The sequence below is a fragment of the Pseudomonas sp. JV414 genome (assembly GCF_032424305.1).
Classification (GTDB): Bacteria; Pseudomonadota; Gammaproteobacteria; order Pseudomonadales; family Pseudomonadaceae; genus Aquipseudomonas; species Aquipseudomonas lini.
Genome location: NZ_VYKC01000003.1, coordinates 420,213 through 443,554 on the forward strand (window position 1 = coordinate 420,213; position 23,342 = coordinate 443,554).

Consider the following 23,342-nt stretch of genomic DNA (forward strand, 5'->3'; position numbering starts at 1 on the left):
ATCAATGTTGAATGTGATGGCCCCTTCGCGAGCAAGCCCGCTCCCACAGGGTTTTGTATTAAAGCGAAGCTTGCAGCAACCAGTCCTTGAACGCTGCCATCGCCGACGTTTCAGGGCGCGACTGCAAGCGGGTCAACCAGTAGCTGCCCGTGGTGATCCCGATGGCGAACGGTTGCTCGATTACGCCTGCGGCCAGTTGCCGGGAGAACATCAAGGGCGGCGCCAATGCTACGCCCGCCCCTTGTAACGCCGCTTCCATCATCGCCAGCGAGGAATCGAAGACGATGCTTCTCGGCGGTGCCGCATGGATTGAGAGCCCGGTTGCCTGAAACCACTCCGGCCACTCATCCGTTCGATAAGAGCGCAACAGCGTTTGCTGCAACAGATCGGCCGGTGTGTGCAATTGCCGCGCAATCTCGGGGACGCAAAGCACCGACAGCGGCGCCTCGATCAACCGTACCGCTTCGATCCCATGCCACGCCCCCGCGCCAAAGCGAATGGCGTAATCCAGGCCTTCAGCGGCCACGTCCACCCGGTTGTTGTTGGTCGACAGGCGCAAATCGATAAACGGATGTTTCGTCTGAAAATCCGCCAGCCGCGGCAACAGCCAGCCGACCGCAAACGTCCCCACCGCCCCCACCGTCAACACCTCGCGAAAATGCCCGCCCTCGAAACGCTCCAGGGTCTCGGCGATCCGGTCGAAGGATTCGCGCAACACCGGCAGCAGGGTTTCACCTTCGCTGGTCAGCATCAGGCCTCGGGGCAGGCGTTTGAACAAAGTCACGTTAAGCTGGGCTTCAAGGCTTTTGACCTGATGACTCACCGCCGCCTGCGTGACACACAACTCCACCGCCGCCCGTGTGAAACTCAGATGACGTGCCGAAGCCTCGAAAGCGCGCAGCGCATTCAACGGCAGATGTGGTCGAATCATGCCCACCCCCAAAATTTTCTAATGGCTCATCCGAAATATCGTCGTTTGTCGGTCTTCGCCAAACTGCATAGATTTGGCTCGCCCAGCAACGGACCGGCTTAAAAACCGCTCGGAGTGTAGCGGTTAACACCACAGAAACTCATGGAAAGTCATTCAATCATGCCTAAAAAGAATCAGAGAAAACTCGCGTCTTACAGCGCTTTCGCACTTCTGCTCGGCGTTAGCCACAGCTTTGCTGACGAGCGCATCGAAGCCATCGTCAAGGCAACCATTGAACCGGTGATGCAGCAACAGCACATCCCCGGTGTCGCGGTCGCGATTACCGTCAATGGTAAAGCGCATTACTTTAACTACGGCGTGGCCTCGAAAGAAAACGGCAAAGCCGTCACCGAAAACACCCTGTTCGAGATCGGTTCGGTGAGTAAAACCTTCACCGCCACCCTCGCCGCCTACGCGCAGGCGACAGGCAAACTGACCCTGTCGGACAACGCCAGTCAGGTTCTACCGACATTGCGTGGCAGCGCGTTTGACAGGATCAGCGTGCTGCAACTCGGCACCTACACCGCCGGTGGTTTGCCCCTGCAATTCCCCAGCGATGCAGACCATCAGGACAAAATGCTCGGTTATTTCAAGCAGTGGAAACCGACCTACACCGCCGGCACTCATCGCCAGTATTCAAACCCCAGCATTGGGTTATTCGGCTATCTGGCAGCGCAAAGCATGGGGGCGCCGTTCGATGAGCTGATGGAAAAAACCTTGCTGCCGAAACTGGGTCTGAAACACAGCTACCTCAAGGTGCCGCAGGATCAGATGGGGCTTTACGCTTGGGGTTACAACAAGGACAACAAACCTGTGCGGGTCGAACCGGGCGCACTGGATTCTGAAGCGTATGGCGTGAAAACCAGTGCCTCGGACCTGCTTCGCTATGTTGAAGCGAACATGAATCCGACTTCGCTGGAAAAGCCCTTGCAGCAAGCCATCGCCATCACTCACACCGGTTATTACACCGTCGGCGAGATGACTCAAGGGTTGGGATGGGAGTTCTACAACTATCCGGTGACGCTCGACACATTGCTCGTCGGCAACTCGTCGCAGATGGCGATGGAGGCTCATGCCGTCCAACCGCTGAACCCGCCGCAACCGCCACACGATAATGTGCTGATCAACAAAACCGGCTCAACCGGCGGCTTCGGCGCCTACGTTGCCTATATTCCGACGAAGGACATCGGCATCGTGATCCTGGCCAATAAAAACTATCCCAACGCCGAGCGAATCAAAATCGCCCATGAAATTCTGAGTGCACTGGACAAATAGCCGAGAGTGACGCAGCCCCGTAGCAGCTGCCGAGCCTGCGAGGCTGCGTCCGGCCGCGAAGCGGTCGTAATCCGGAGAATGCGGTTTACCTGAAAGAACGCCGTGGCAGATTTTGCGACTGCTTCGCAGCCGAACGCAGCCTCGCAGGCTCGCAGCTGCTACGGATGTTCGGGGGATAAACGAAAAAGGGTCAAGACGCAGAACCTGTGGGAGCGTGGCTTGCCCGCGAAGAACGATGATGCGCAACACCTGAAAAACTGCGGTGCATTCTTCGCGGGCAAGCCACGCTCCCACAGGATTTTCGTCGCTCAATTTTCTTAACTTACCAGCGAAAATTCAGTCATCCGGCTGCTCAGGCGGTTTGGCGGGTTTCGCCGGTTTGCCCTTTGCACCTTTGGCCGGTGCAACGTCAGCCACCGGCGCTGGCACCGGTACTGTCGCTTCCTTTTCAGCGGCTGGCAGCGCGTCGATGGTGCTGAAAATCTCTTTCAGCTCGACCACATCTTTTTCAAGCTTCTTTTCGCCGTCCTTGCCAACCAGGATGATTTTGCTCTTCGCCCCGGCGCCCAGTTTCAGCGAGCGGATCAACGCCATCGTCGTTTGCGGGTCAAGGTCTTTGCCGTCGCGCTGACCCATCGTATTGATCACGGTGTACAGCACCATGTTTCGCTCGGTGAAGCCCTTGCGGCTGGCGGGTTCATCCAGGGATTTTTTCAGGCTGACCCAGGTGGGGTCGACCGAACTGGGCGCGATGACAATCAGGGGACGGGCCCTGCCCACGTCTTTAACCAGAGGGGAATCGTCATCGGCGGCGAACAAGGGGCCGACGAAAGCCAGCAGAGTAGCCAGGGTCAAAGACCTGATGAGCATGCGCATCTCCTTTTGATATCCACGCTCTAATGATTGCGCATCGCGGCGAACGTTCCGGGTGAGGCAACGTATTTGTGTTCGCCTTGCCCCAAGCTTAGGTCAGGGCAGTCATTGCGCAACAGCCTGAGCTAATCTCATGGCACGACATGAACGACCTGATTCGCCGTGAGGATTTTCCATGAGCGCTCAGTTGAACCACACCATCGTCTGGTGCCGTGACAAACAGGTGTCGGCCTGCTACCTGACCGACCTCCTCGGCCTGCCCGATGCCGAGCCGTTCGGGCCGATGCTGGTGGTCAAATTCGATAACGGAGTGTCGCTGGATTTCTACAACAACGACCCGCCCATCGCGTCACAACACTATGCGTTCCTGATTGGCGACGAAGACTTCGATGCGGCCTTTGCTCGCCTGCAAGCACGCAAGCAGCCCTGGTGGGCCGATCCTGGCAAGCAACGGCCTAATGAGATCAATGATTACGGTGGTGGTCGGCGGGTGTATTTCGATGACCCGGACGGGCATCTGCTGGAGATTTTCACCCGGGAATAGGCAGAACCTGCGGGCTTCTGTGGCGAGGGGGCTTGCCCCCGTTGGGGCGCGAAGCGGCCCTAAAAGCTTTGCGACTGCTTCGCAGCCGAACGGGGGCAAGCCCCCTCGCCACAGAAGCCAGCTCCCACAGGGATTTCTATTAACTGACTGGCATAGATACCCGTCATTTGCGGGTCATATACCGAACGGAAAGGTGTCTTCCTCGTGCTCCATGAACTCAGGCGCCGGCAATGGCGAGACCGCATGGGTTTTTTCGATCCAGACGAAAGCGTCGAACTGCTCCGCCAGCACTGCTTGAAAGTAATGGCTCTGGCGCTCGGTCCTGGGTCGATAGATGACGCCGATGGCGCGTTCAAGTAATGGCTCGGCCAGTACGTCCAGCAACTCCTCGCTCGGTGACGTCCGCCAGTCAAGCAATGCTGCGGGGACGCCGGCCTGGAGAAACAGTTGTTCCCAGCTGTCGGCCAATGCCGGGTTCACTTGTTTGACCTGCATCGGCTCGTCCCAGTCATCGGCGGCGGCGACGGTGCCGTGGTCGGTGCCCATGCCGATCAGCACCGCTTGTGAGCCGTAGGCCGTGCGGCACAACTGACCGATGTTGAACTGCCCCTCCCAACCCATTTGCGTAGCGGCAGCGTTGCCGATGTGTGAGTTATGCGCCCACACCACCGCTTTGGCGCCTGCCCCGCGATGCTCCATCAGGGTTTGCAAGGTGTCGAACATGTGCAGGTCACGCAGGTTCCACGAGGAAGTCGAGCCGCGGTACATGGCGCGGTAATACTGCTCGGCGGCCCGCACCACCCGGGCGTTCTGGGTGGCGCTGAAAAACGCCTCGTCATCGGCAGCCATCGGATCAAGCCGTTCGCCCAGCAGCACATTCAATTGCTCGACCACGGCGTCCTCGCATGTGGCCATGTTGCCACGCTCGGCGAAATGACCGTACAGCGCCGGGTCGTCATGCCACGGCGTCAGGCAGCTGTAGCGATGTCGAGCTTCTTTTGCCAGCTGCGGGTCGGTCTTATCGAGATAGCCCAGCACTTCGTCGATGGAGTGACGCATGCTGTAAACATCCAGCCCGCGAAACTCCACTCGCTGCTCCAGCGTCAGCCCGCGATTATGGTGGTGCAGCCAGCGGGTAAAAGTCTGCACGGCGGTGTTGCGCCACATCCAGGTGGGGAATCGGGCGAAGGCCTGTTTTTTCCAGGCGGAGCGCCCCAGGTCGCGGACACATCGATCGATCTGCCCAGCATCGGGCCAGTCGGCTTCGACCGCGACGATGCCGAAGCCATGCTGCTCGATCAGGCGGCGGGTGATCGCCGCTCGGGTCTGGTAGAAGTCCTGGGTGCCGTGGCTGGATTCACCGATCAGCACCACGCTGGCATCGCCAAAGCGGTCGAACAGTTCGCCGAATTCAGGTGAGTCGAGTGCAGGCAACGGCTCGGCATGTCGGCGTAGCACTTCGGCTGCATTGCCGGGAGGCTCGCCACGGGGGCGGCGGAACCGTCGCAGAAGATCGTTTACGGGGCTGTTCATGGACGTCATGACCTCATCTGAACGTGGTCATAGTTTTGACTACGTCAGCGAGAGCATGATTCCGCCAAATTCAGTGATCCATACGGTGCCGGATCAGAACGCCAGTTTGTAGCCGATCAGCACCAGCATCGTGGCCAGGCACGGACGCAGCAGTTCGTCGGAGATACGCCCGGTCAAATGGCTGCCCAGATAAATCCCCGGCAGCGAACCGACCAGCAAGTAGCCCAAAATGTGCCAATCCATGTTGCCCATGCTCGCATGGCCCAGGCCGGCGACCAGGGTCAGGGGCACCGCGTGAGCGATTTCGGTGCCGACCAGGCGGCGAGTAGGCAGCATGGGATACAGAATGAACAGTGCGACGGTGCCCAGGGCGCCGGCGCCGATGGAGGTCAGGGCCACCATGGTGCCCAGGATCAGACCGGTGATGACGGTCAGTGCATTCAAGCGGGGACCGCTAGGGTTGTAGTGGCCGCCCGCCCGTTTGTGGGCGAAATCGAGCAAGCGTTTCTTGAAGAAAATCGCCAGTGCCGTGGCGAACAATACGAAGCCCAAGGCTTGTTTGATAACGGCGTTCATCGCGTCGGGCGAGGTCTGCAAACTGCTCAGGAACCACAGCGTCAGCGCCACCGCCGGCACACTGCCGAGCGTCAGCCAACCGGTGATTGCCCAGTCGATGTTCTTGTTCTTGCGATGAACCAGCACACCACTGGATTTGGTAATGGCCGCGTACAGCAAGTCCGTGCCCACCGCCGTAGCCGGGTTGACGCCGAACCACAACAGAATGGGGGTCATCAACGAACCGCCCCCGACGCCGGTCATGCCGACAATAAAGCCGACCACCAGACCTGCAACGACCAACCCGAAATTACCGAATTCCATTAATACGCCCAGAAAATCGCAGGGAAATAACCGGCTCGCAGCATAGCGATTTTTCTTATAACCAGTTATATCGATGCGGTCTATCGTTATGCCAACTCATTTAGGCGGAACACAATCTTCTTTCTTTCAAGCCCCCTGTGAGGCCGGCTTTTTGTGGGAGCTGGCTTGCCTGCGATGCAGACGGCTCGGTTTAACGTCGAACCGAGTTGATGCCATCGCAGGCAAGCCAGCTCCCACAAAATCTCGCTCCCACAGGGGATTTGGGTTCACTACTCAAATCACTGCACTGGCAAAAAATTCAGAAACAGCAAACTCTGGGCGTAGTTGAGGCCGATCCGTCGGTAGCGTTCGTCGAGCATCTGGGTCAGCAGGTCCAGCCGCGCGACGATTTTGCCGAACTCCACGGCAAAACTCAGGTTGCTGCCCTCCTCCGAGATTTCGTTGGAAAACAGCAACGGCTCGCCTTGCTTGTTTTGCCGCTGACTCAAGATCCAGGTGGCTTTCTCAATGTTGCGCGCGGCATTGCTGACGAAGGTCGGGTTGATCGCATCCGTCATGTAGAACTCCAGCCGATTGCCGTGGGCGGTGACCAGCATGCTGCCGATGGCATAGATGAAAGCACCGACCCGGTCGCCGAGGAATTCCGGGCTCATGGCGTAGCTCAGCGCGGCGAGGTCTTTTTTGCCACCGAGAGTGGGTAGCGGCTGTTGCTGTTCGATGGCCATGCGCACTTGTTTTTCCGCGGTGCCGACATCAAGGAAGCCGGATTTCTTCAGCTCTTCCGGGTTGCGCAGGTAGAGCTTGTTCATCAGCAGGTAGAGGCTTTCGAGGTTGTCGCGCATCGCCAGAGTCGCCATGCGGTCGACGCTGGTCTGAAGAAACTCCTGGGGTGTGCCGTTGCGAAACTGGCTGACGATATCGTTGCCCGGCTGATGGCTGCAGCCACTGGCGAAGAGCATCGACAGGCCAATCAGCAGCCAGCTATGACGGCGAATGTGCGGGGTAAAGCGGGGTAAAACTCGAGCCATGGGTTCTTGAACTTGGGCATGGGCCGGCGGTGGGGATCGCCGCGGGCTGGCCAAGGATAGAACCGCGAAAGCCGAAAAAGTGCAGTGCCGGTGGTCCGTAAACGCGGATCACCGTGAAAGCGCCCCTAAATTAGTCATACTTTATAATTGCAACACTGCATAAATAAGCTATAAATCCTTCTTTGATTGCGTTAAAACTCGACTATTAGTATGACTACTTATCACAAAACAACAAAAAGGAAGGTCAACCATGCTTCAATCTCGATACCTGCTCTCCGGCCTCGGACTGTCCCTGATGATCGCCACCCTCCCCGCTCATGCCGCCGGCTTGTCCAGCGAACACAAAGCCTTCGGCAAAACCAATGACGGCACGCCCGTCGAGCAATACATCTTGCGCAACAGCCATGGCCTGCAAGCCACGGTCATTACCTACGGCGGGATTCTGCAGTCGCTGAAAGTGCCGGACAAAAACGGCAAGCTCGACGATGTGGTGCTGGGCTTCGACGACGTGCAGGGTTATCAAAGCGGCACCGCGTACTTCGGCGCGACCATCGGCCGCTTCGGCAATCGCCTGGCCAACGGTGCCTTCGAGCTGGACGGTAAGCACTATCAAGTGCCACTCAACGACGGCAGCAATTCACTGCACGGCGGGGCCCAGGGTTTCGACAAGCGCGTGTGGAAAGCCGAACCGAGCAAAGGCAAGGATTCGGTGGGCGTGACCCTGACGTATCTGTCGGCGAGCGGTGAAATGGGTTTCCCGGGCAACCTTAAAACCGAAGTCACCTACAGCCTCACCGAGAACAATGAGCTGCGCATCGAGTACAAGGCCAGCACTGACAAACCCACAGTGCTGAACCTGACCAACCACAGCTATTTCAACCTGGCCGGCGCGGGCAATGGCGACGTACTGAAGCAGCTTGCGACCTTGCATGCCGCCCGCTACACGCCGGTCACCGGCAAACTGATCCCCACCGGTGAACTGGCCCCGGTCGCCGGCACGCCCATGGACTTCACTCAACCGACCGCCATCGGTCAACATATCAAGGCTGATCATCCTCAATTGAAATTCGCCGAACCCAAACAAGGTGGTTTCGATTTCAACTGGGTGCTGGATGCCAAGGGGGATCTGGGCAAACTCGCCGCCGATGTCAGCGATCCGCAATCCGGGCGCCGCTTGCAGCTCTACACTACCGAGCCCGGCGTGCAGTTCTATACCAGCAACTTCCTCGATGGCACGGTCAAGGGCAAGGCGGGCAAGATCTATCCGCATTGGGGGGCGTTTACTCTGGAGACTCAGCATTATCCTGATTCGCCGAACCAGCCGAACTTCCCTTCCACAAGGCTGGATCCGGGCAAGCGCTATGCCCAGACTACGGTGTTCAAGTTTTCCGCCCTATAACGCTGCGATTTTGACGCGTTTGCTGTTACCTCCTTTCTGGAGTCCGACGGAACCACTGGACTATTTTGCTGCCAACTGAAGTATCGATCGGGCTTCGGTGAGGAGAATTCATGCGTACTCTTGAGCTGGCCGGCATCCATGTGCCGGTCATCGGCCAAGGAACCTGGCGCATGGGAGAGGAACGCTCCCGACACACAAAGGAAGTTGCAGCGTTGCGTTTGGGCATCGAGTTGGGCATGACCCTGATCGACACCGCTGAAATGTACGCCGAAGGAGGCGCTGAAGAGGTGGTGGGTGAAGCCATCGCAGGCAGGCGCGACCAGGTTTTTCTGGTCAGCAAGGTCTACCCTCACAACGCCAGCTGCCTGGGCATCCCCCAGGCCTGCGAACGTAGCCTGCGGCGTTTGAATACCGATTACATCGATCTTTACCTGTTGCACTGGCGCGGCGAGTATCCCCTTGAGGAAACCGTCGAAGCCTTCGAACGCCTGCGTGAAAGCGGCAAGATCGACCGTTGGGGCGTGTCCAACTTCGATCTGGACGACATGGAAGAACTGGCCTCGCCGACCTGCACCACCAATCAGGTGCTGTATAACCTGGAAGAGCGCGGCATCGAATTCGATTTGCTGCCCTGGAGCCAACACCAAAGGATGCCGGTGATGGCCTATTGTCCGATCGGCCAGGGCGGGAGCATGCTGGCCAATTCGACGCTCAAGCAGATTGCCGCCCGTCACGAAGCGACACCTGCGCAGGTAGCGCTGGCATGGATTCTGCGTCAGAACGGCGTGATCGCCATCCCCAAGGCGGTCCGTCCCGAGCACGTGCAGCTCAATGCGCAAGCGGCGCAATTGCGGCTTGAGGTCGGGGATCTGGAGGCGCTGGACCAAGCTTTTCGCGCGCCACAACGCAAGCAGCGGTTGGCCATGGTCTGAGCCATCGCGGTTCTGTCAGAGGGCATCGGCATGAGAAGTACCGATCAGCTCGACTCGTTCAATTTGCCACGCTTCGTCCAGGCGCAGGACCCTGTGTTCGAGTGGGTGCAGGAGGAATTGCGCGCCGGCCAGAAGCGCCGGCACTGGATGTGGTTTATCTTTCCGCAGTTTTCCGGGTTGGGCGACAGCGAGATGTCCCGCTACTTTGCCATTCGCTCCAGCGAAGAAGCCACGGCGTACCTGGAGCATCCGTTACTGGGTCCACGTTTGCGTGCCTGCACGCAATTGGTCCTGGACGTTCCTCATCAGTCGATCGCCAAGATTTTCGGTCATCCCGACAACCTCAAGTTTCACTCATCGATGACGCTGTTCGCCCAGGTTTCGCCAAAAGGCAGCCTGTTCCATCAGGCGCTGGATCAGTATTTTCATGGCATACCGGATGGCTGGACGTTGTCGCTGCTGGACTCAAAACAGGCCCAGTTGCCCCCCAATCAGCGTTGAGAAATCATCATCCACGAACGGCAGGATCGCATCCGCCACCGGTTGCAGCTGCCGGGTGACGTAATGGTCGTAGTCGATGGGCGCGCTGCGGATTTCCAGCGGCTCGGGGCCGGCGACGGTGATTACATAACTGATCCAGCCGCCATTCTGGTATTGCCGTGGACGTCCCTGCTGGTCGTTGTAGTCATCGGCGATTCGCGCAGCCCGCACATGCGGTGGCACGTTGCGCTGATAATCATCGAGGGTACGGCGCAGGCGTTTGCGATAGATCAGGCGCTCGTCGAACTCACCGGCCAATGTCTTGCGCACATAGTCACGTACGTAATCCTGATAGGGCTTGCGATTGAAGATGCGCAGGTACAACTCCTGCTGGAATTGCCGGGCCAGCGGCGACCAGTCGGTGCGCACGGTTTCCAGGCCCTTGTAGACCATTTCATCGGTGCCATCGGCGCGGGTAACCAACCCGGCATAGCGCTTCTTGCTACCCTCCTCGGCGCCGCGAATGGTCGGCATCAGAAAGCGTTTGTAGTGAGTTTCGAACTGCAATTCCAAGGCACTTTCCAGCCCGTATTCCTGTTTCACATGCTCGCGCCACCACTGGTTGACGTGGTCCACCAGCGCGTGGCCGATCTGCGCAGCTTCGGCCTGCCCGTGAGCGCGTCGCAGCCAGACGAACGTCGAGTCGGTATCGCCATAGATCACCGCGTGGCCTTGGGCTTCGATCAACTGGCGGGTGCGCAGCATGATCTCGTGACCGCGCAGGGTGATGGAGGAGGCCAGCCGTGTATCGAAGAAGCGGCAACCGCTGGAACCGAGGACGCCGTAGAAGGCATTCATGATGATCTTCAGCGCCTGCGACAGCGGCGCGTTGTGTTCGCGCTTGGCGGTTTCACGGCCTTCGGCGACCCGGGTGATGATCGCCGGCAGGCAATGCCGGGCTCTTGAAAAACGTGCACCGCGAAAGCCCGGCACCGACTCGCTGTCGTCGGGATGCTTGAGCCCTTCGATCAAGCCCACCGGGTCGATCAGGAAGGTGCGGATGATCGACGGATAGAGGCTTTTGTAGTCGAGCACCAGCACCGATTCGTACAGCCCTGGTTGCGAGTCCATGACAAAACCGCCGGGGCTGGCCTCCGGTGGTTTGTTGCCCAGGTTCGGTGCGACGAAGCCCTGACGGTGCATCAACGGCATATACAGGTGAGTGAACGCCGCCACCGAGCCACCGCTGCGGTCCGCCGGCAAACCGGTAACGCTGGCGCGCTCGAGCAGGAAGGTCAGCAACTCGGTCTTGGCGAAGATCCGCGTCACCAGTTCGCAGTCCTTGAGGTTGTATTTCGCCAGGGCCGGTTTGTCCTCGGCGAACATGCGATTGATTTCGTCCATGCGCTGGTACGGGTTGTCGATCGACTTGCCCTCGCCCAACAGGGTTTGCGCGACGTTTTCCAGGCTGAACGAGGGGAAGCTCCAGGTCGCCGAACGCAGCGACTCGATGCCGTCGATGATCAACCGGCCGGCGGCCGAGGCGAAATAATGATTGCGGCTGCCGTGCTCGCGCCACTGCATTTCTTCACCGCCACGCCCCAGTTTCAGCGGTACCGCCAAGCGGCGAGCATGTTCGTGCAGTACGCGCAGATCGAACTGCACGACGTTCCAGCCGATGATGGCGTCGGGGTCATGCCGGGCGAACCATTCATTGAGTTTTTTCAGCAGCAGGGTTCGCGAGTCGCAGTATTCGAGCTGAAAATCCACCGCACTGTCATCGCCATTGGGCGGCCCAAGCATGTACACCTGACGCTCGCCGCAGCCTTCCAGGGCGATGGAGTACAACTCGCCTTGGGCGGTGGTTTCGATGTCCAGCGAGACCAGCCTGAGGTTCGGTCGGTAGCCGGGGTCGGGTTTCATTTGCGCGTCGAGCAGCAGGCCTTCGGCACTGGGTGTGCCACCGAACAAAACGGGCGCGGTGATGAAACGCTCCATCATGTAGCGTTCCGGCGGGCGGATGTCGGCTTCGAATACATCGATACCTGATCTGCGCAGCGTGGTTTCCAGGCGCATCAATTGACCGTGCTGCTGGCAATACAGGCCAAGCACCGGGCGGTGTTCGAAGTCCAGAAGTGCCAAGGGCTTCAGCTCGACATTTTTCTCGCCGCGCAGCAGTGTTTCGGCTTGCTCGCGTTGGACTGCCGGAATGAACGCTACCGACGGTTGATGCGGCAGGCGGATGCGTCGGGGACCGGCATCGGTCGCCAGCCAGAACTCGACTTCCGTGCCGGCCGGGGTATCGCGCCAATGCCGGGTCAGGACGAAGCCCTGCTGTAAATCCACCACTGCAACCTCAACGATCTGATTCAAGGGGTAATTCTACGCGTGATCGACGGTGTGGTGAGGGGGCTTGCCCTAATGCCGGTAAGTTAAGACGCAGAACCTGTGGGAGCGTGGCTTGCCCGCGAAGAACGATAACGCGTAGTACCTGAAAAACCGCGGTGCATTCTTCGCGGGCAAGCCACGCTCCCACAGGATTTTCGTCGCTCAGGGGCGGACTTTTACAAAGAAAAATCGCTGAATGACGCTTTTTGCGCGGTATCTGCCGCTTTCTGCCTTGCTCTGTGAGCGCGTCTCTACGATTCTTCAAGAACAACGACAACACCCGAGAAACCGCCATGAAAACCGTCGCCCAACTGCTCAAGTTAAAGGCCCAACAGAATCAGGAAGTCCACACCATTGCGCCTCATCAAATGGTGCTGGAAGCGCTGATGGTGATGGCCGCAAAAAACGTCGGCGCGTTACCGGTGCTGAAAGATGGCGCGGTCGTCGGCATCATCAGCGAGCGTGACTATGCGCGCAAACTGGTGCTCAAGGGGCGCTCCTCCGTCGGCACACCGGTCAGTGACATCATGGTGGCGCCGGTGATCACCGTGGACACCCATCAAACCGTCGAAACCTGCATGGGCATCATGTCCGAAAAACGCCTGCGGCACTTGCCGGTGGTGGAAAACGGCGAGTTGATAGGCTTGCTGTCCATCGGCGACCTGGTCAAGGAAGCCATTGCCGAACAGGCTGAACTGATTCGGCAGTTGGAGCAGTACATTCGCGGCGAGTGATCCTGTGGCGAGGGGGCTTGCCCCCGTTGGGTCGCGAAGCGGCCCCAAAAGCTTTGCGACTGCTTCGCAGCCGAACGGGGGCAAGCCCCCTCGCCACAAAAGCCCCCCCACATTTGTTTGGCGGTGTTCCTATGGCCAATGCCGCGCGAAAACCGGTGCCAACGCAGGGTGCCGGTCGAAGCGTTCAAGCCAGGCAGAGAACCCCGGCCGCGCGGTGCGCAAGTGCTCTCGGGTACCCGCCCACCGTGTCACCACCGCCGCCAGAATATCCAGCGCGCCCGGCGCGCCCTCGCCCAGGTACAACTTGCCGGCGAACTGATCGGCAAACACCTCCCAACTCCAGTGCAGGCGCTGGCGGGCACCGGCTATAAGGTTTTCCCTGGATGATTCGTCCGCCTCGGCCAGCCAGCGTTCGGGATAATCGATGATGCCGATGGCGGCATAGCAATTGCTGACGATGTACACCAGCCCCCGAATAACCTGATCACGCTTGAGCGGGTTTTCCGGCAGCAGGTTCGACTCCGGGAATGTCAGGCCCAGATGGATCAGGATGGCCGCACTCTCGGTCAGAACACCGCCATCGGGCAATTGCAGGGTGGGAATCTGCTTGAGCGGGTTGAGCTTCTCCAATGCCTGAACCGCCTCCGGGGACGATGAAACATCGATGAAGCGATAAGGAACCTCGCACAGTTCCAACGCGGCTTCGATGGCGGCCGCACCCGAGTTCTGGTGCCCGTAGAGCTGGTACATGACTAAATCTCCTCTGCGACTCTCTCTTTGTAGCAGTTGCCGAAGATTGCGTTCGAATTGTCAGTTAAGCGTTGGTTTTTTTGACCATTTTTGGTTCAGTCACATCCCTGCGCGCTTCATGCAGCGCTGATAACGCTCATCGACCCGCTTGGCAAACCACGCTGTGGTGAGTTTGCGGGTGATTTTCGGGCTTTGCAGGAGGATCCCCGGCAACACCGCCCGGGGTAATGGTCGGCCTTCAGCCTGTTCGGCCAGGGCGAAAACCCGCCGATAAAGCTTGGTGTCCTCGAATTCGAGACCTTTCCCCTCCTCCAATTGATCCCGAATGGTCAGGTTGCGCATGTCCAATTGCTTGCCGAGAGTACGCACCGCCAATTCCGTGGTACCCGGCATGATCGAACCGTAGCGCACCAGATCGCCATCCAGCGCCAGCGGGATACCGGTCGCACGACTTACCGCGTTCTGAAACGCCGCATTGCGGCTGGCGTACCAACCGGCGTTGAAATCGGCGAAGCGATACAGCGGCTGCTTGTAGCTCACTGGATAACCGAGCAAGTGGGCAATACCGAAATACATACCGCCGCGACGCGTGAATACTTCGCGGCGAATCGAGCCATTCACCGGGTAGGGATAATTACGCGCCTGCTGCTCGGCGAAGTCGATGCTGACCTGCATCGGCCCACCAGTGTGCACCGGGTTGAAACCATCGAACAGCGTCCGCCCCATGGGCACCATGCCAATGAAATCATCGAAAATCGCGCTGAGTTCTTTTTCGCTGCGCGCGGCATTCAGCCGGTCACTGTAACTTTTGCCATTGGGTGAGCTTACCTGCAAGGCACCGCTCACCAGCAGGCCGGGAATGTGGGCCTTGGCGGCGCGGCGGTCGATCTCGTCCCGGGCGATCTTGCCCAGGCCCGGTACCCGCGGATCAGCCTGAAACGTTGATTCCTGCTCAGTGACCGCGAGTACCGAACACAGGTTTTGCGTGGTCGGTGGAATCTTTTGCGCGGCAAATGCTGCATAGATGTCCGTGGCCCAGCCTTGGCGGTCGACCGTCTTGGCCGGCAGCAGACGCATGATCTCGGCCTTGACCTCGGCAGGCTTGCGGGCCGGCGGTTCTTGCGTGCGTTGGCTACCGCAACCGGCCAGAACCAACAGTGCCGCGACGCTCATGATCAATCGATTGGCTTGCATGATGCTCCATCAAAATCCGTTGAGCCGGGTTAACCATACGATCAATGGCATGGCGCAGGCTATGACTGTGACAGTCGCGGACTGTTCCCCTGCCCCCCGCTCCGTAGCGGTGGTTTTCCGTTGGGCAGCCGGGCGGCCGGTGCATCCGGGCTGAACCATACTTGATCCACATACCGAGGAGGACAGCTCATGAACCGTAGCGACGTGCTGATCATCGGCGCCGGCCCGACCGGGCTGGTACTGGCGCTGTGGCTGAGCAAACTGGGAATTGGGGTGCGCATTATCGACAAGACGTCGGAACCCGGCACCACTTCACGTGCGCTGGCAGTACAGGCGCGAACGCTTGAACTGTATCGCCAGCTCGACCTCAGCGACACCGTTGTGCAAAACGGCCATAAAGTGGCCGCGGCGAATTTCTGGGTCAAGGGCGAACCGGTTGCGCGCCTGCCGCTGAGCACCATTGGCGAAGGTCTGACGCCCTACGCGTTTCTGGAAATGTATCCGCAAGACGAGCACGAACGCCTGCTGATCGAACGCCTGGAGGCCTTCGGTATTACGGTGGAGCGCAACACTGAACTGCAAAGCTTCGAGGAAACCGGCGACGGCATCACCGCCCGGCTGCGCTTGCCCGATGGTCAGCAAGAAACCTGCCAGGCCTGTTATCTCGCCGGCTGCGACGGCGCCCGGTCGATTGTGCGCAAGACGCTGGACACTGGTTTTCCGGGCGGCACTTACCAGCAGATTTTCTACGTGGCTGATGTGCAAGCTCGCGGCCCCACGTTCAACGGTGAACTGCATGTGGACCTTGATGAAGCCGACTTCCTCGCCGTATTTCCCTTGGCTGGCGAAGGTCGCGCCCGCCTGATCGGCACGGTTCGCGACGAGCGTGCTGACCGCGCCGAAACCCTCCAGTTTGAAGACGTCAGCAGCCGGGCCATCGAGCATCTAAAGGTGCAGATCGATCAGGTGAACTGGTTCTCGACCTACCGTGTGCATCACCGGGTTGCGGATCACTTTCGCACCGGGCGCGCGTTTCTGTTGGGTGATGCCGCCCATGTCCACAGCCCGGCGGGTGGCCAGGGCATGAATACCGGGATTGGCGACGCGATCAATCTGGCCTGGAAACTCGCGGCGGTGTTGAGCGGTGGCGCCACGACCAAACTGCTCGACAGTTATGAAACCGAACGCATCGCCTTTGCCCGGCGATTGGTGGCAACTACTGACCGGGTTTTCAGTTTCGTCACGGCCGAAGGGCGAATTGCCGACTTGCTGCGCACCCGCGTGGCCCCCTTCTTGATCCCGAAAATGACATCGCTGGAAGCTGCTCGGGAATTCCTGTTTCGCACGGTGTCGCAGACCACCCTCAACTATCGTGGCATGCCGTTGAGCGAAGGCGTTGCTGGCCATGTTCACGGCGGTGATCGCCTGCCCTGGGCCCACGACGGTGAAGGGGACAATTTCGAATCGCTGAAGGACCCAACCTGGCAAGTGCATGTATATGGCGACACCAGCGATGAGATGATCGCCTGGTGCGCCGAGCATCACTTACCGTTGCAGGTGTTCGACTGGCGGCCGGCGTTTGAAACGGCGGGGCTGGCGCGCAACGGGTTTTACCTGCTGCGACCGGATACGTATGTGGCGATTGCCGACTACAGCGCCGATCCGAAGGTGATCGAGCGGTATTTCCGGGACCGTGAAATTCGGTCTTTCTTCGGCTGAAGATCAAAAGATCGCAGCCTTCGGCAGCTCCTACATGAAATTGAGTGCACCTGTAGGAGCTGCCGCAAGCTGCGATCTTTTGATTTTTTAGATCCCGGCCAGGGCCAGATCCATCGCGAAGTAGGTGAAGATCAAATCCGCCCCGGCCCGTTTGATCGCCCCCAGGCTCTCACGCACCACTCGGTCTTCATCGATGGCCCCGGCCTGGGCGGCGAATTTGATCATCGCGTACTCACCGCTCACCTGATACGCCGACAGCGGCAAACGCGAGGCTTCGCGGATGTCGCGGATGATGTCCAGGTACGCGCCGGCCGGTTTGACCATCAGCGCGTCGGCACCTTCCTGCTCGTCCATCAGTGATTCCCGCACGGCTTCGCGGCGGTTCATCGGGTTCATCTGATAGCTTTTGCGGTCGCCCTTCAGTGCACTGCCACCGGCCTCGCGGAACGGGCCATAAAGCGCCGAAGCGAATTTGGTCGAATAGGCCATGATCGCGGTCTGGCTGAAACCCGCCTCATCGAGCGCCCGGCGAATGGCCTGGACCTGCCCGTCCATGGCCGCCGACGGTGCGATCACATCGGCGCCGGCGCGAGCGGCCGCCACGGCTTGTTTGCCGAGGTTGATCAGGGTCTGATCGTTGTCGACTTCGTGGTGGTGCAGCACGCCGCAATGGCCGTGGTCGGTGTACTCGCAGAAACAGGTGTCGGACATCACGATCATTTCCGGCACGGCGTCCTTGGCGATGCGCGACATGCGCGACACCAGGCCGTTGTCGCTCCAGGTGTCGCTGCCGCTGCTGTCCAGATGATGGGACACGCCAAACGTCATCACCGACTTGATCCCGGCCCGAGCGTAACGCTCAATCTCGCCGGCCAGCTTCGACTCGGGAATACGCATCACCCCAGGCATGCTCTTGATCGGCACGAAATCGTCGATTTCTTCCTCGACAAAAATCGGCAGCACCAGGTCGCTCAAGCTGAACTCGGTTTCCTGGAACAGGCTGCGCAGGCTCGCATTGCGGCGCAGACGGCGTGGACGTGCTTCGGGGAACTGACTGGGCATGGGGCTTCCTGAAAAACGGCGGATGAGACAAAAATCGTAGGGAGCGAAGCTTATGCCCTGCAAGGCGCGAGGCACAAACCTCAGACACGGAACAAAGCATTACCGGTTCGATAACAATCGCCGCATCCAGCACAGAACCTTGTGGGAGCGGGCTTGCTCGCGAAGGCGGCCTATCATTCAACATTGATATCGACTGACTCACCGCTTTCGCGAGCAAGCCCGCTCCCACAGGTTCAGCCGATAAATCAAAGGGGTTGCCTAGGGATTTCCAGTCCGCGAATCACCGCCGGCCTTGTCAGGAAACGTTCCAGCACGCGGGTGACGTTGGGGAAATTCTGGATACCAACCAGGTCGCCGGCCTCATAGAAGCCGATCAGGTTGCGCACCCACGGAAAGGTCGCGATGTCGGCAATGGTATAGCGTTCGCCCATGATCCAGTCGCGCCCTTGCAGACGGCCTTCAAGGACTTGGAGCAAGCGCTTGCTTTCCTCGACGTAGCGATCACGGGGACGCTTGTCTTCGTAGTCCTTGCCGGCGAATTTGTTGAAAAAACCGAGTTGGCCGAACATCGGCCCTATACCGCCCATCTGAAACATCAGCCACTGAATGGTCTCGTAACGCGCCGCCGATTCCTGCGCCAGCAGCTGCCCGCTCTTGTCGGCGAGGTAAATCAGAATCGCCCCGGACTCGAACAACGCCAGCGGTTGATCCCCTGGACCGTGGGGGTCGAGGATTGCCGGGATCTTGTTGTTGGGATTCAGCGACAGAAATTCCGGGGACAACTGATCGTTGGTGTCGAAGCCCACACGATGCGGCTCGTAGGGCAGCCCGATTTCCTCGAGCATGATCGAAACCTTGACACCATTGGGCGTTGGCAAGGAATAGAGCTGGATCCACTCCGGGTACTGGGCCGGCCATTTTTGAGTGATGGGGAATGCAGACAAATCGGTCATAAGGAGCATCCGGTACAAAGAAAGGGTTGAGCATAATCCAGGATCGCCGACCGACGGTTGCAATCTTTTCACGGCCACTCCGGGTTTACTTAAATCCGCAACATCCTGTCGATAACCTTTCCCCCAATCCATAAAAGGTTGCCGCTAAAGTGCCAGGCACCTCGCTCGGATCGAACCAAAGGGCTTCAGAGGACTCTGAGGATTGCCCTGTAGGAAACAGACCGGGTCAACGACATGGAATACACCCGATGCTGGGAGCTCGCGGTGTCAAGGTTTGTCAGCCTTAACCGAATGCGCTGAAGATGACCAATTCGATGATGAATCCATTGAAATTCGCCAAACGCTTCAAGCATCGCGCCTATATCTTCCTGCCCTCCCTGCTGGCGGTCAGCGCGCTGTTCTTGTCGCTTGAGTCCAGTGAAAGCCGTGCCCAACCGGCGGATGGCACTCAGACGCTGGTGTTTCTGCGCCACGCGGAGAAACCCGCCGGCGGCTTGGGTCAGCTCAATTGTCAGGGGCTGAACCGCGCCATCGACCTGGCCACCTTGTTGCCGGAAAAATTCGGCAAGGCCAATTACGTGTTTGCCGCCAACCCGACACGCAATGTCGAGGAAGGCGAACTGGATAACTCCTACAGTTACATCCGCCCCCTGATGACCATCAGCCCCAGCGCGATCAAGCTCGGCTTGCCGGTGAACATCAACTTCTCGGCCAACGACACCAGCGACCTGGCGGATGAATTGCTGCACGACAAGTATCACAACTCGGTCATTTATACGGCCTGGTCCCACGGCTACCTGCCCGAGCTGATCAACAAAGTCGCCGGGGAAGCCGTCGGCAAAAAACAGAACATTACCGATGACTGGGAATCGAACGACTACGACTCGCTGTACGTGCTCACGCTGACCTGGCACAACGGCAAGGCCAGCCTGCAGAGCCACAGCTACAAGCAGGGGCTGGATAACGGTCAGGAGAGCTGTCCGACGTAAGCGATCGGGCGCCTGTCAGGGCCCCTTCGCGGGCAAGCCTCGCTCCTACAGGGGATCCCAGTGAACACAGCATTTGTGTACAACGAATATCCCCTGTAGGAGCGAGGCTTGCCCGCGAAGAGGCCAGCAAACCCGCCACCTAAACTCGCTTGTTAGCACGCTCCTGCAGATATTCGAGTACCGCCCCCCGCTCCCCGACAAACTCGATCCGCGCGCCCTTTTTCTCCCGCTGAAACGCATACATCGGGTCGTAATACTCGCGCAATAACCCTTCGATCCAGCCCCGGTGCAAATCCACCGCACCGCTGCTCGCCTGTTCTGCCAGCGCGTCTTCCATCAAGGTCAACATCCGCTGATGACGTTCACCGCCCAAACGTTTCTGGACATTGTTCAGGCTCGCCAGCAAACGCTCGGAAAACAGCACGAACCCTTCATCACCATGCACCTCGATGAATTCGGCGCACAAATCCACCACGTAATCGCGCAGGATCCGCTCGACCCGACCTTCCAGGCTGTCTTCCAGCCAAACCATCGGAAACTGCTGCATGCCCTGATACAGCGGCAGCGGCAAGGCACAACTGCCAATCGCGCGGCTCTCGTCTTCCAGCACGAACTGTTCGATGCCGCGGGCGCGCTTCTTCAGCACGTCCACCGCCACGCGGTTTTCAAAGTCGATGTTGGAGGGTTGGCCGGTGGCGCGCTTGCCGAAACTGGAGCCGCGATGATGGGCGTGGCCTTCGAGGTCCAGCCCGTTGCTCAATTGCGTGAGCACCTCGGTCTTGCCAGTGCCGGTCATGCCGCCCAGCAAAACGAAATCGCACTGGGTAATGGCCTGATCGAGCGTATCGAGCAAAAAGGTGCGCATGGCCTTGTAGCCGCCACCGACCCGCGGATAGTCGATACCCGCTTCGTCCTTGAGCCATTGCTGAACGATCTGGGAACGCAAGCCGCCGCGAAAACAATACAAATAACCATCCGGATGAGCCCGGGCAAAATCGGCCCAGGCCTGGATGCGCTCGGCCTTGATCTCGCCGGACACCAATTGATGTCCCAGCGTGATGGCCGCTTGCTGACCTTGCTGCTTGTAGCAAGTGCCGATCCGTTGCCGCTCGTTGTCATTCATCAACGGCAAATTGACCACGCCGGGGAATGAGCCCTTGAGGAATTCGACCGGCGCGCGGGTATCCATCATCGGCCGGTCGTTGAGAAAAATGTCGCGGTAATCGGTGAAGTCGATGGACATCAAAACACCTCTACCGCGTTAGTCTGTCGCTCAACCAGTTCGCCGATCGGTTCAAGGGTCAGGCCGAGTTCGGCCGCCACCACCAGAAACTGTTCATTGCCCTCAGGCGTGACCGCAATCAGCAGGCCGCCGCTGGTCTGCGGATCGCAGAGCACACGTTTGTGCAACTCCTGGAGCCGGCCGACCTTGCTGGCGTAGCTGTCGAAATTGCGCAGCGTGCCGCCCGGCACACAGCCCTGATCGAGGTAATACTCGACACCCGGCAGGCGCGGCACCCGGTCATATTCGATGCGGGCGGTCACGTTGCTGCCGTCGGCCATCTCCACCAAGTGCCCGAGCAGGCCAAAACCGGTGACGTCGGTCATTGCGGTCACGCCGTCGAGTTTGCCGAAACGGCTGCCGGGTTTGTTCAAGGTGCACATCCAGTCGCGGGCCAGGCCGATGTCGGCATTGCGCAACTTGCCCTTCTTCTCGGCCGTGGTGAGGATGCCGATGCCCAAGGGTTTGGTGAGGTACAGCAAGCAACCGGCGGTGGCGGTGTCGTTGCGCTTCATGTGGCGCTTTTCCACCAGCCCGGTCACGGCCAGGCCGAAGATCGGCTCTGGCGCGTCGATGGAATGGCCTCCGGCCAGAGGAATCCCCGCCTCGTCACAGACCGAACGCCCGCCGCGAATCACTTCCCGGGCAATCTCCGGCGCCAGCACATTGACCGGCCAGCCGAGGATCGCAATCGCCATCAACGGGTCGCCGCCCATGGCGTAGATATCGCTGATGGCATTGGTGGCGGCAATGCGACCGAAGTCGAACGGATCATCGACGATCGGCATGAAAAAGTCGGTGGTCGACACCACGCCGCGTTCTTCGTCGATGGCATACACCGCCGCGTCATCGCGCGAGGCGTTGCCGACCCAGAGTTTCGGGTCCAGGTTTTGCGCGCCGCTGCCGGCCAGAATCACTTCCAGCACCTGGGGCGAAATCTTGCAGCCACAACCTGCGCCGTGGCTGTATTGGGTCAGACGAATCGGCTCGCTCATCAGGGGTGCACCTTGTGAAGTCAATGCCGAGGATTCTACAGCAACCCCATTTTGTAGGAGCTGCCGAAGGCTGCGATCTTTTGATCTTGATCTTCGGCAGAGTTGAAATAGCCCAAAGTCAAAAGATCGCAGCCTGCGGCAGCTCCTACAGGGAGCAGTCGACACCACTTTGGTGCATATACCGCCAGATCCCTTTCGCCCTGAATATCACTCGTTCTGCCTATCCCTCCGTATTCCTTGACCGAAAGGACAGTTAAACCGTCAATTCCTTAGATTTCTCCGTGCTTTGAACAAAACTGGTATGCCTTGTGCAAACGTTTGCGAGTCGCCGATACCGGCCTGTTCGCCACCTGACCGCGCAAACCCGCACCACCGGGCTTTCGATCCGCACAAAAAGGGATTTTTAATGCACTGCACCTCCAGCCGCGTGACTTGCTCGCGCACTTTGGCTGTTTCCTTGCTGCTGGCCAGCGTTACAGGACTACTCAGCAGCCACGTTTTGGCCCAACCGGCCACCGCCGAAGAATCCGCCCAGGGCGAAGCCCTCAGCCCTGAAGCCAGCCCGCCGAAAAAAGGCGCCTACCTGTCGGACTGGTTCAACCAGGACCTGACCGTCATCGGCAGCAAAGACATCAGCTTCGGCCCGCAACCGGCCGACGATATCTACCTGGAATATGAGTACTTCGGCCGCAAGGGGCCGTTCGAGTTGTACGGCTACATCGACATTCCGAAGATCTTCGACATTGGCAACAGCCATGACAAAGGTGTCTGGGACCATGGCTCGCCGGTGTTCATGGAGCACGAACCACGGATTTCCATCGACTACCTGGCCGGCCGTAGCCTGGCCGTCGGGCCGTTCAAGGAATGGTACGTGGCGTTCGACTGGATCTATGACCACGGCAGCAACAGCGCCAATCGCGCCAACACGCTGTACAGCGGCCTCGGTACCGACATCGACACCCATTCGCGGGTCAACTTGTCGGCCAACTTCTACGGCCGCTACCAGTGGGAAAACTACGGTGCCAGCAACGAGTATTCGTGGGACGGCTACCGCGCCCAGCTCAAATACATCGTGCCCATCAGCAGTTTCAGCAACGGCGCGTCGTTGACCTACATCGGTTTCACCAACTTCGACTTCGGCTCCGACCTGCACAAGGACAACCCGGCCCGCACCGCCAACGCCACCGTGGCCACCAACGTGTTGCTCTACGCCTTCACCCACTTGCGTTTCACCCTGGTCGGCCGTTACTTCCACAACGGCGGCAACTGGGACGACGGCAGCGAGTTGAATTTCGGCGACGGTGACTTCCGCGCCCGTTCCAACGGCTGGGGCTACTACGCCGGTGTCGGTTATCAGTTTTAA

Annotated in this window: 21 protein-coding genes; 9 read left to right on the forward strand and 12 right to left on the reverse strand. The window is 59.2% G+C overall.

Features of this window, described 5'->3' with window-relative positions:
* Positions 1-58: 58 nt before the first annotated feature.
* Complete coding sequence (locus F6R97_RS06700; protein WP_038982382.1) at positions 59-931, reverse strand: LysR family transcriptional regulator; 873 nt, start codon at positions 929-931, stop codon at positions 59-61.
* A 159-nt stretch (positions 932-1,090) separates the two neighbouring features.
* On the opposite strand from F6R97_RS06700, the gene ampC reads away from it, so the two are divergent.
* Positions 1,091-2,245 carry a class C beta-lactamase gene (ampC, locus tag F6R97_RS06705; RefSeq protein WP_315866275.1) on the forward strand — a complete coding sequence of 385 codons (1,155 nt, stop codon included), beginning with the start codon at positions 1,091-1,093 and terminating at the stop codon, positions 2,243-2,245.
* 336 nt (positions 2,246-2,581) lie between these two features.
* On the opposite strand, the gene F6R97_RS06710 is transcribed toward ampC, so the two are convergent.
* Positions 2,582-3,115, reverse strand: coding sequence for a DUF4174 domain-containing protein (locus F6R97_RS06710; protein ID WP_048396805.1), 534 nt, complete (start codon positions 3,113-3,115; stop codon positions 2,582-2,584).
* A gap of 178 nt (positions 3,116-3,293) precedes the next feature.
* Between F6R97_RS06710 and F6R97_RS06715 the strand changes: the two genes are divergently transcribed.
* On the forward strand, positions 3,294-3,662 hold the full coding sequence (locus F6R97_RS06715; protein WP_038982379.1) for a VOC family protein: 369 nt from the start codon (positions 3,294-3,296) through the stop codon (positions 3,660-3,662).
* A 174-nt stretch (positions 3,663-3,836) separates the two neighbouring features.
* On the opposite strand, the gene F6R97_RS06720 is transcribed toward F6R97_RS06715, so the two are convergent.
* The 3 genes from F6R97_RS06720 to F6R97_RS06730 all read right to left on the reverse strand — a co-directional run bounded on the left by F6R97_RS06720 (position 3,837) and on the right by F6R97_RS06730 (position 7,102).
* Complete coding sequence (locus F6R97_RS06720) at positions 3,837-5,195, reverse strand: erythromycin esterase family protein (RefSeq protein ID WP_048396803.1); 1,359 nt, start codon at positions 5,193-5,195, stop codon at positions 3,837-3,839.
* Between the two features lie 93 nt (positions 5,196-5,288).
* On the reverse strand, positions 5,289-6,074 hold the full coding sequence (locus tag F6R97_RS06725; protein WP_038982377.1) for a sulfite exporter TauE/SafE family protein: 786 nt from the start codon (positions 6,072-6,074) through the stop codon (positions 5,289-5,291).
* A gap of 278 nt (positions 6,075-6,352) precedes the next feature.
* Complete coding sequence (locus F6R97_RS06730) at positions 6,353-7,102, reverse strand: hypothetical protein (RefSeq protein ID WP_038982376.1); 750 nt, start codon at positions 7,100-7,102, stop codon at positions 6,353-6,355.
* A gap of 250 nt (positions 7,103-7,352) precedes the next feature.
* Between F6R97_RS06730 and F6R97_RS06735 the strand changes: the two genes are divergently transcribed.
* From F6R97_RS06735 to F6R97_RS06745, 3 genes are all read left to right on the forward strand, one after another.
* On the forward strand, positions 7,353-8,501 hold the full coding sequence (locus F6R97_RS06735; protein ID WP_050683168.1) for an aldose epimerase family protein: 1,149 nt from the start codon (positions 7,353-7,355) through the stop codon (positions 8,499-8,501).
* Positions 8,502-8,611: 110 nt separating this feature from the next.
* Positions 8,612-9,433 carry an aldo/keto reductase gene (locus F6R97_RS06740; RefSeq protein ID WP_315866276.1) on the forward strand — a complete coding sequence of 274 codons (822 nt, stop codon included), beginning with the start codon at positions 8,612-8,614 and terminating at the stop codon, positions 9,431-9,433.
* A gap of 30 nt (positions 9,434-9,463) precedes the next feature.
* Positions 9,464-9,934: a DUF1810 domain-containing protein gene (locus F6R97_RS06745; RefSeq protein ID WP_038982373.1), complete on the forward strand. Its 471-nt coding sequence runs from the start codon at positions 9,464-9,466 to the stop codon at positions 9,932-9,934.
* On the opposite strand, the gene F6R97_RS06750 is transcribed toward F6R97_RS06745, so the two are convergent.
* Positions 9,899-12,259, reverse strand: coding sequence for a DNA polymerase II (locus F6R97_RS06750; protein WP_161794751.1), 2,361 nt, complete (start codon positions 12,257-12,259; stop codon positions 9,899-9,901). The genes F6R97_RS06745 and F6R97_RS06750 overlap by 36 nt on opposite strands.
* 335 nt (positions 12,260-12,594) lie before the next feature.
* Between F6R97_RS06750 and F6R97_RS06755 the strand changes: the two genes are divergently transcribed.
* Positions 12,595-13,035 (forward strand): CBS domain-containing protein, encoded by a 441-nt coding sequence (locus tag F6R97_RS06755; protein ID WP_038982372.1) that lies wholly within the window; start codon positions 12,595-12,597, stop codon positions 13,033-13,035.
* Between the two features lie 129 nt (positions 13,036-13,164).
* On the opposite strand, the gene F6R97_RS06760 is transcribed toward F6R97_RS06755, so the two are convergent.
* Positions 13,165-13,785, reverse strand: a complete 621-nt coding sequence (locus F6R97_RS06760; protein WP_048396793.1) for a glutathione S-transferase N-terminal domain-containing protein — start codon at positions 13,783-13,785, stop codon at positions 13,165-13,167.
* Positions 13,786-13,884: 99 nt separating this feature from the next.
* A complete protein-coding gene (locus F6R97_RS06765; RefSeq protein ID WP_315866277.1) occupies positions 13,885-14,979 on the reverse strand; it encodes a DUF1615 domain-containing protein in 1,095 nt (364 codons plus the stop codon).
* A gap of 189 nt (positions 14,980-15,168) precedes the next feature.
* On the opposite strand from F6R97_RS06765, the gene F6R97_RS06770 reads away from it, so the two are divergent.
* Positions 15,169-16,698, forward strand: a complete 1,530-nt coding sequence (locus tag F6R97_RS06770; protein ID WP_315866278.1) for an FAD-dependent monooxygenase — start codon at positions 15,169-15,171, stop codon at positions 16,696-16,698.
* 87 nt (positions 16,699-16,785) lie between these two features.
* Here the strand turns inward: F6R97_RS06770 and hemB are convergent, their stop codons facing one another.
* Positions 16,786-17,760 (reverse strand): porphobilinogen synthase, encoded by a 975-nt coding sequence (gene hemB, locus F6R97_RS06775; RefSeq protein WP_038982368.1) that lies wholly within the window; start codon positions 17,758-17,760, stop codon positions 16,786-16,788.
* Positions 17,761-18,005: 245 nt separating this feature from the next.
* Positions 18,006-18,713 carry a glutathione S-transferase family protein gene (locus F6R97_RS06785; RefSeq protein WP_038982367.1) on the reverse strand — a complete coding sequence of 236 codons (708 nt, stop codon included), beginning with the start codon at positions 18,711-18,713 and terminating at the stop codon, positions 18,006-18,008.
* Positions 18,714-19,030: 317 nt separating this feature from the next.
* Between F6R97_RS06785 and F6R97_RS06790 the strand changes: the two genes are divergently transcribed.
* On the forward strand, positions 19,031-19,702 hold the full coding sequence (locus tag F6R97_RS06790; RefSeq protein WP_390176105.1) for a histidine phosphatase family protein: 672 nt from the start codon (positions 19,031-19,033) through the stop codon (positions 19,700-19,702).
* 139 nt (positions 19,703-19,841) lie between these two features.
* On the opposite strand, the gene mnmH is transcribed toward F6R97_RS06790, so the two are convergent.
* Together mnmH and selD are read right to left on the reverse strand one after the other, a co-directional pair.
* Positions 19,842-20,945 (reverse strand): tRNA 2-selenouridine(34) synthase MnmH, encoded by a 1,104-nt coding sequence (gene mnmH, locus F6R97_RS06795; protein ID WP_038982366.1) that lies wholly within the window; start codon positions 20,943-20,945, stop codon positions 19,842-19,844.
* Positions 20,945-21,979: a selenide, water dikinase SelD gene (gene selD / locus F6R97_RS06800; protein WP_038982365.1), complete on the reverse strand. Its 1,035-nt coding sequence runs from the start codon at positions 21,977-21,979 to the stop codon at positions 20,945-20,947. Before selD ends, mnmH begins: the two co-directional genes overlap by 1 nt.
* Before the next feature lie 406 nt (positions 21,980-22,385).
* Here selD and F6R97_RS06805 point away from each other — a divergent pair, with 406 nt between their 5' ends.
* Positions 22,386-23,342: a nucleoside-specific channel-forming protein Tsx gene (locus F6R97_RS06805; RefSeq protein WP_008071167.1), complete on the forward strand. Its 957-nt coding sequence runs from the start codon at positions 22,386-22,388 to the stop codon at positions 23,340-23,342.

Bases quoted from the DNA above. Each gene is read 5' to 3' on its own strand.
- F6R97_RS06710 (WP_048396805.1), bottom strand. From the start codon at position 3,115: ATGCTCATCAGGTCTTTGACCCTGGCTACTCTGCTGGCTTTCGTCGGC.
- F6R97_RS06730 (WP_038982376.1), bottom strand. From the start codon at position 7,102: ATGGCTCGAGTTTTACCCCGCTTTACCCCGCACATTCGCCGTCATAGC.
- F6R97_RS06725 (WP_038982377.1), bottom strand. From the start codon at position 6,074: ATGGAATTCGGTAATTTCGGGTTGGTCGTTGCAGGTCTGGTGGTCGGC.
- F6R97_RS06755 (WP_038982372.1), top strand. From the start codon at position 12,595: ATGAAAACCGTCGCCCAACTGCTCAAGTTAAAGGCCCAACAGAATCAG.
- F6R97_RS06735 (WP_050683168.1), top strand. From the start codon at position 7,353: ATGCTTCAATCTCGATACCTGCTCTCCGGCCTCGGACTGTCCCTGATG.
- F6R97_RS06740 (WP_315866276.1), top strand. From the start codon at position 8,612: ATGCGTACTCTTGAGCTGGCCGGCATCCATGTGCCGGTCATCGGCCAA.
- F6R97_RS06700 (WP_038982382.1), bottom strand. From the start codon at position 931: ATGATTCGACCACATCTGCCGTTGAATGCGCTGCGCGCTTTCGAGGCT.
- ampC (WP_315866275.1), top strand. From the start codon at position 1,091: ATGCCTAAAAAGAATCAGAGAAAACTCGCGTCTTACAGCGCTTTCGCA.
- F6R97_RS06760 (WP_048396793.1), bottom strand. From the start codon at position 13,785: ATGTACCAGCTCTACGGGCACCAGAACTCGGGTGCGGCCGCCATCGAA.
- selD (WP_038982365.1), bottom strand. From the start codon at position 21,979: ATGAGCGAGCCGATTCGTCTGACCCAATACAGCCACGGCGCAGGTTGT.
- F6R97_RS06720 (WP_048396803.1), bottom strand. From the start codon at position 5,195: ATGAACAGCCCCGTAAACGATCTTCTGCGACGGTTCCGCCGCCCCCGT.
- hemB (WP_038982368.1), bottom strand. From the start codon at position 17,760: ATGCCCAGTCAGTTCCCCGAAGCACGTCCACGCCGTCTGCGCCGCAAT.
- F6R97_RS06790 (WP_390176105.1), top strand. From the start codon at position 19,031: ATGAATCCATTGAAATTCGCCAAACGCTTCAAGCATCGCGCCTATATC.
- F6R97_RS06715 (WP_038982379.1), top strand. From the start codon at position 3,294: ATGAGCGCTCAGTTGAACCACACCATCGTCTGGTGCCGTGACAAACAG.
- F6R97_RS06785 (WP_038982367.1), bottom strand. From the start codon at position 18,713: ATGACCGATTTGTCTGCATTCCCCATCACTCAAAAATGGCCGGCCCAG.
- F6R97_RS06805 (WP_008071167.1), top strand. From the start codon at position 22,386: ATGCACTGCACCTCCAGCCGCGTGACTTGCTCGCGCACTTTGGCTGTT.
- F6R97_RS06745 (WP_038982373.1), top strand. From the start codon at position 9,464: ATGAGAAGTACCGATCAGCTCGACTCGTTCAATTTGCCACGCTTCGTC.
- F6R97_RS06765 (WP_315866277.1), bottom strand. From the start codon at position 14,979: ATGCAAGCCAATCGATTGATCATGAGCGTCGCGGCACTGTTGGTTCTG.
- F6R97_RS06770 (WP_315866278.1), top strand. From the start codon at position 15,169: ATGAACCGTAGCGACGTGCTGATCATCGGCGCCGGCCCGACCGGGCTG.
- mnmH (WP_038982366.1), bottom strand. From the start codon at position 20,945: ATGTCCATCGACTTCACCGATTACCGCGACATTTTTCTCAACGACCGG.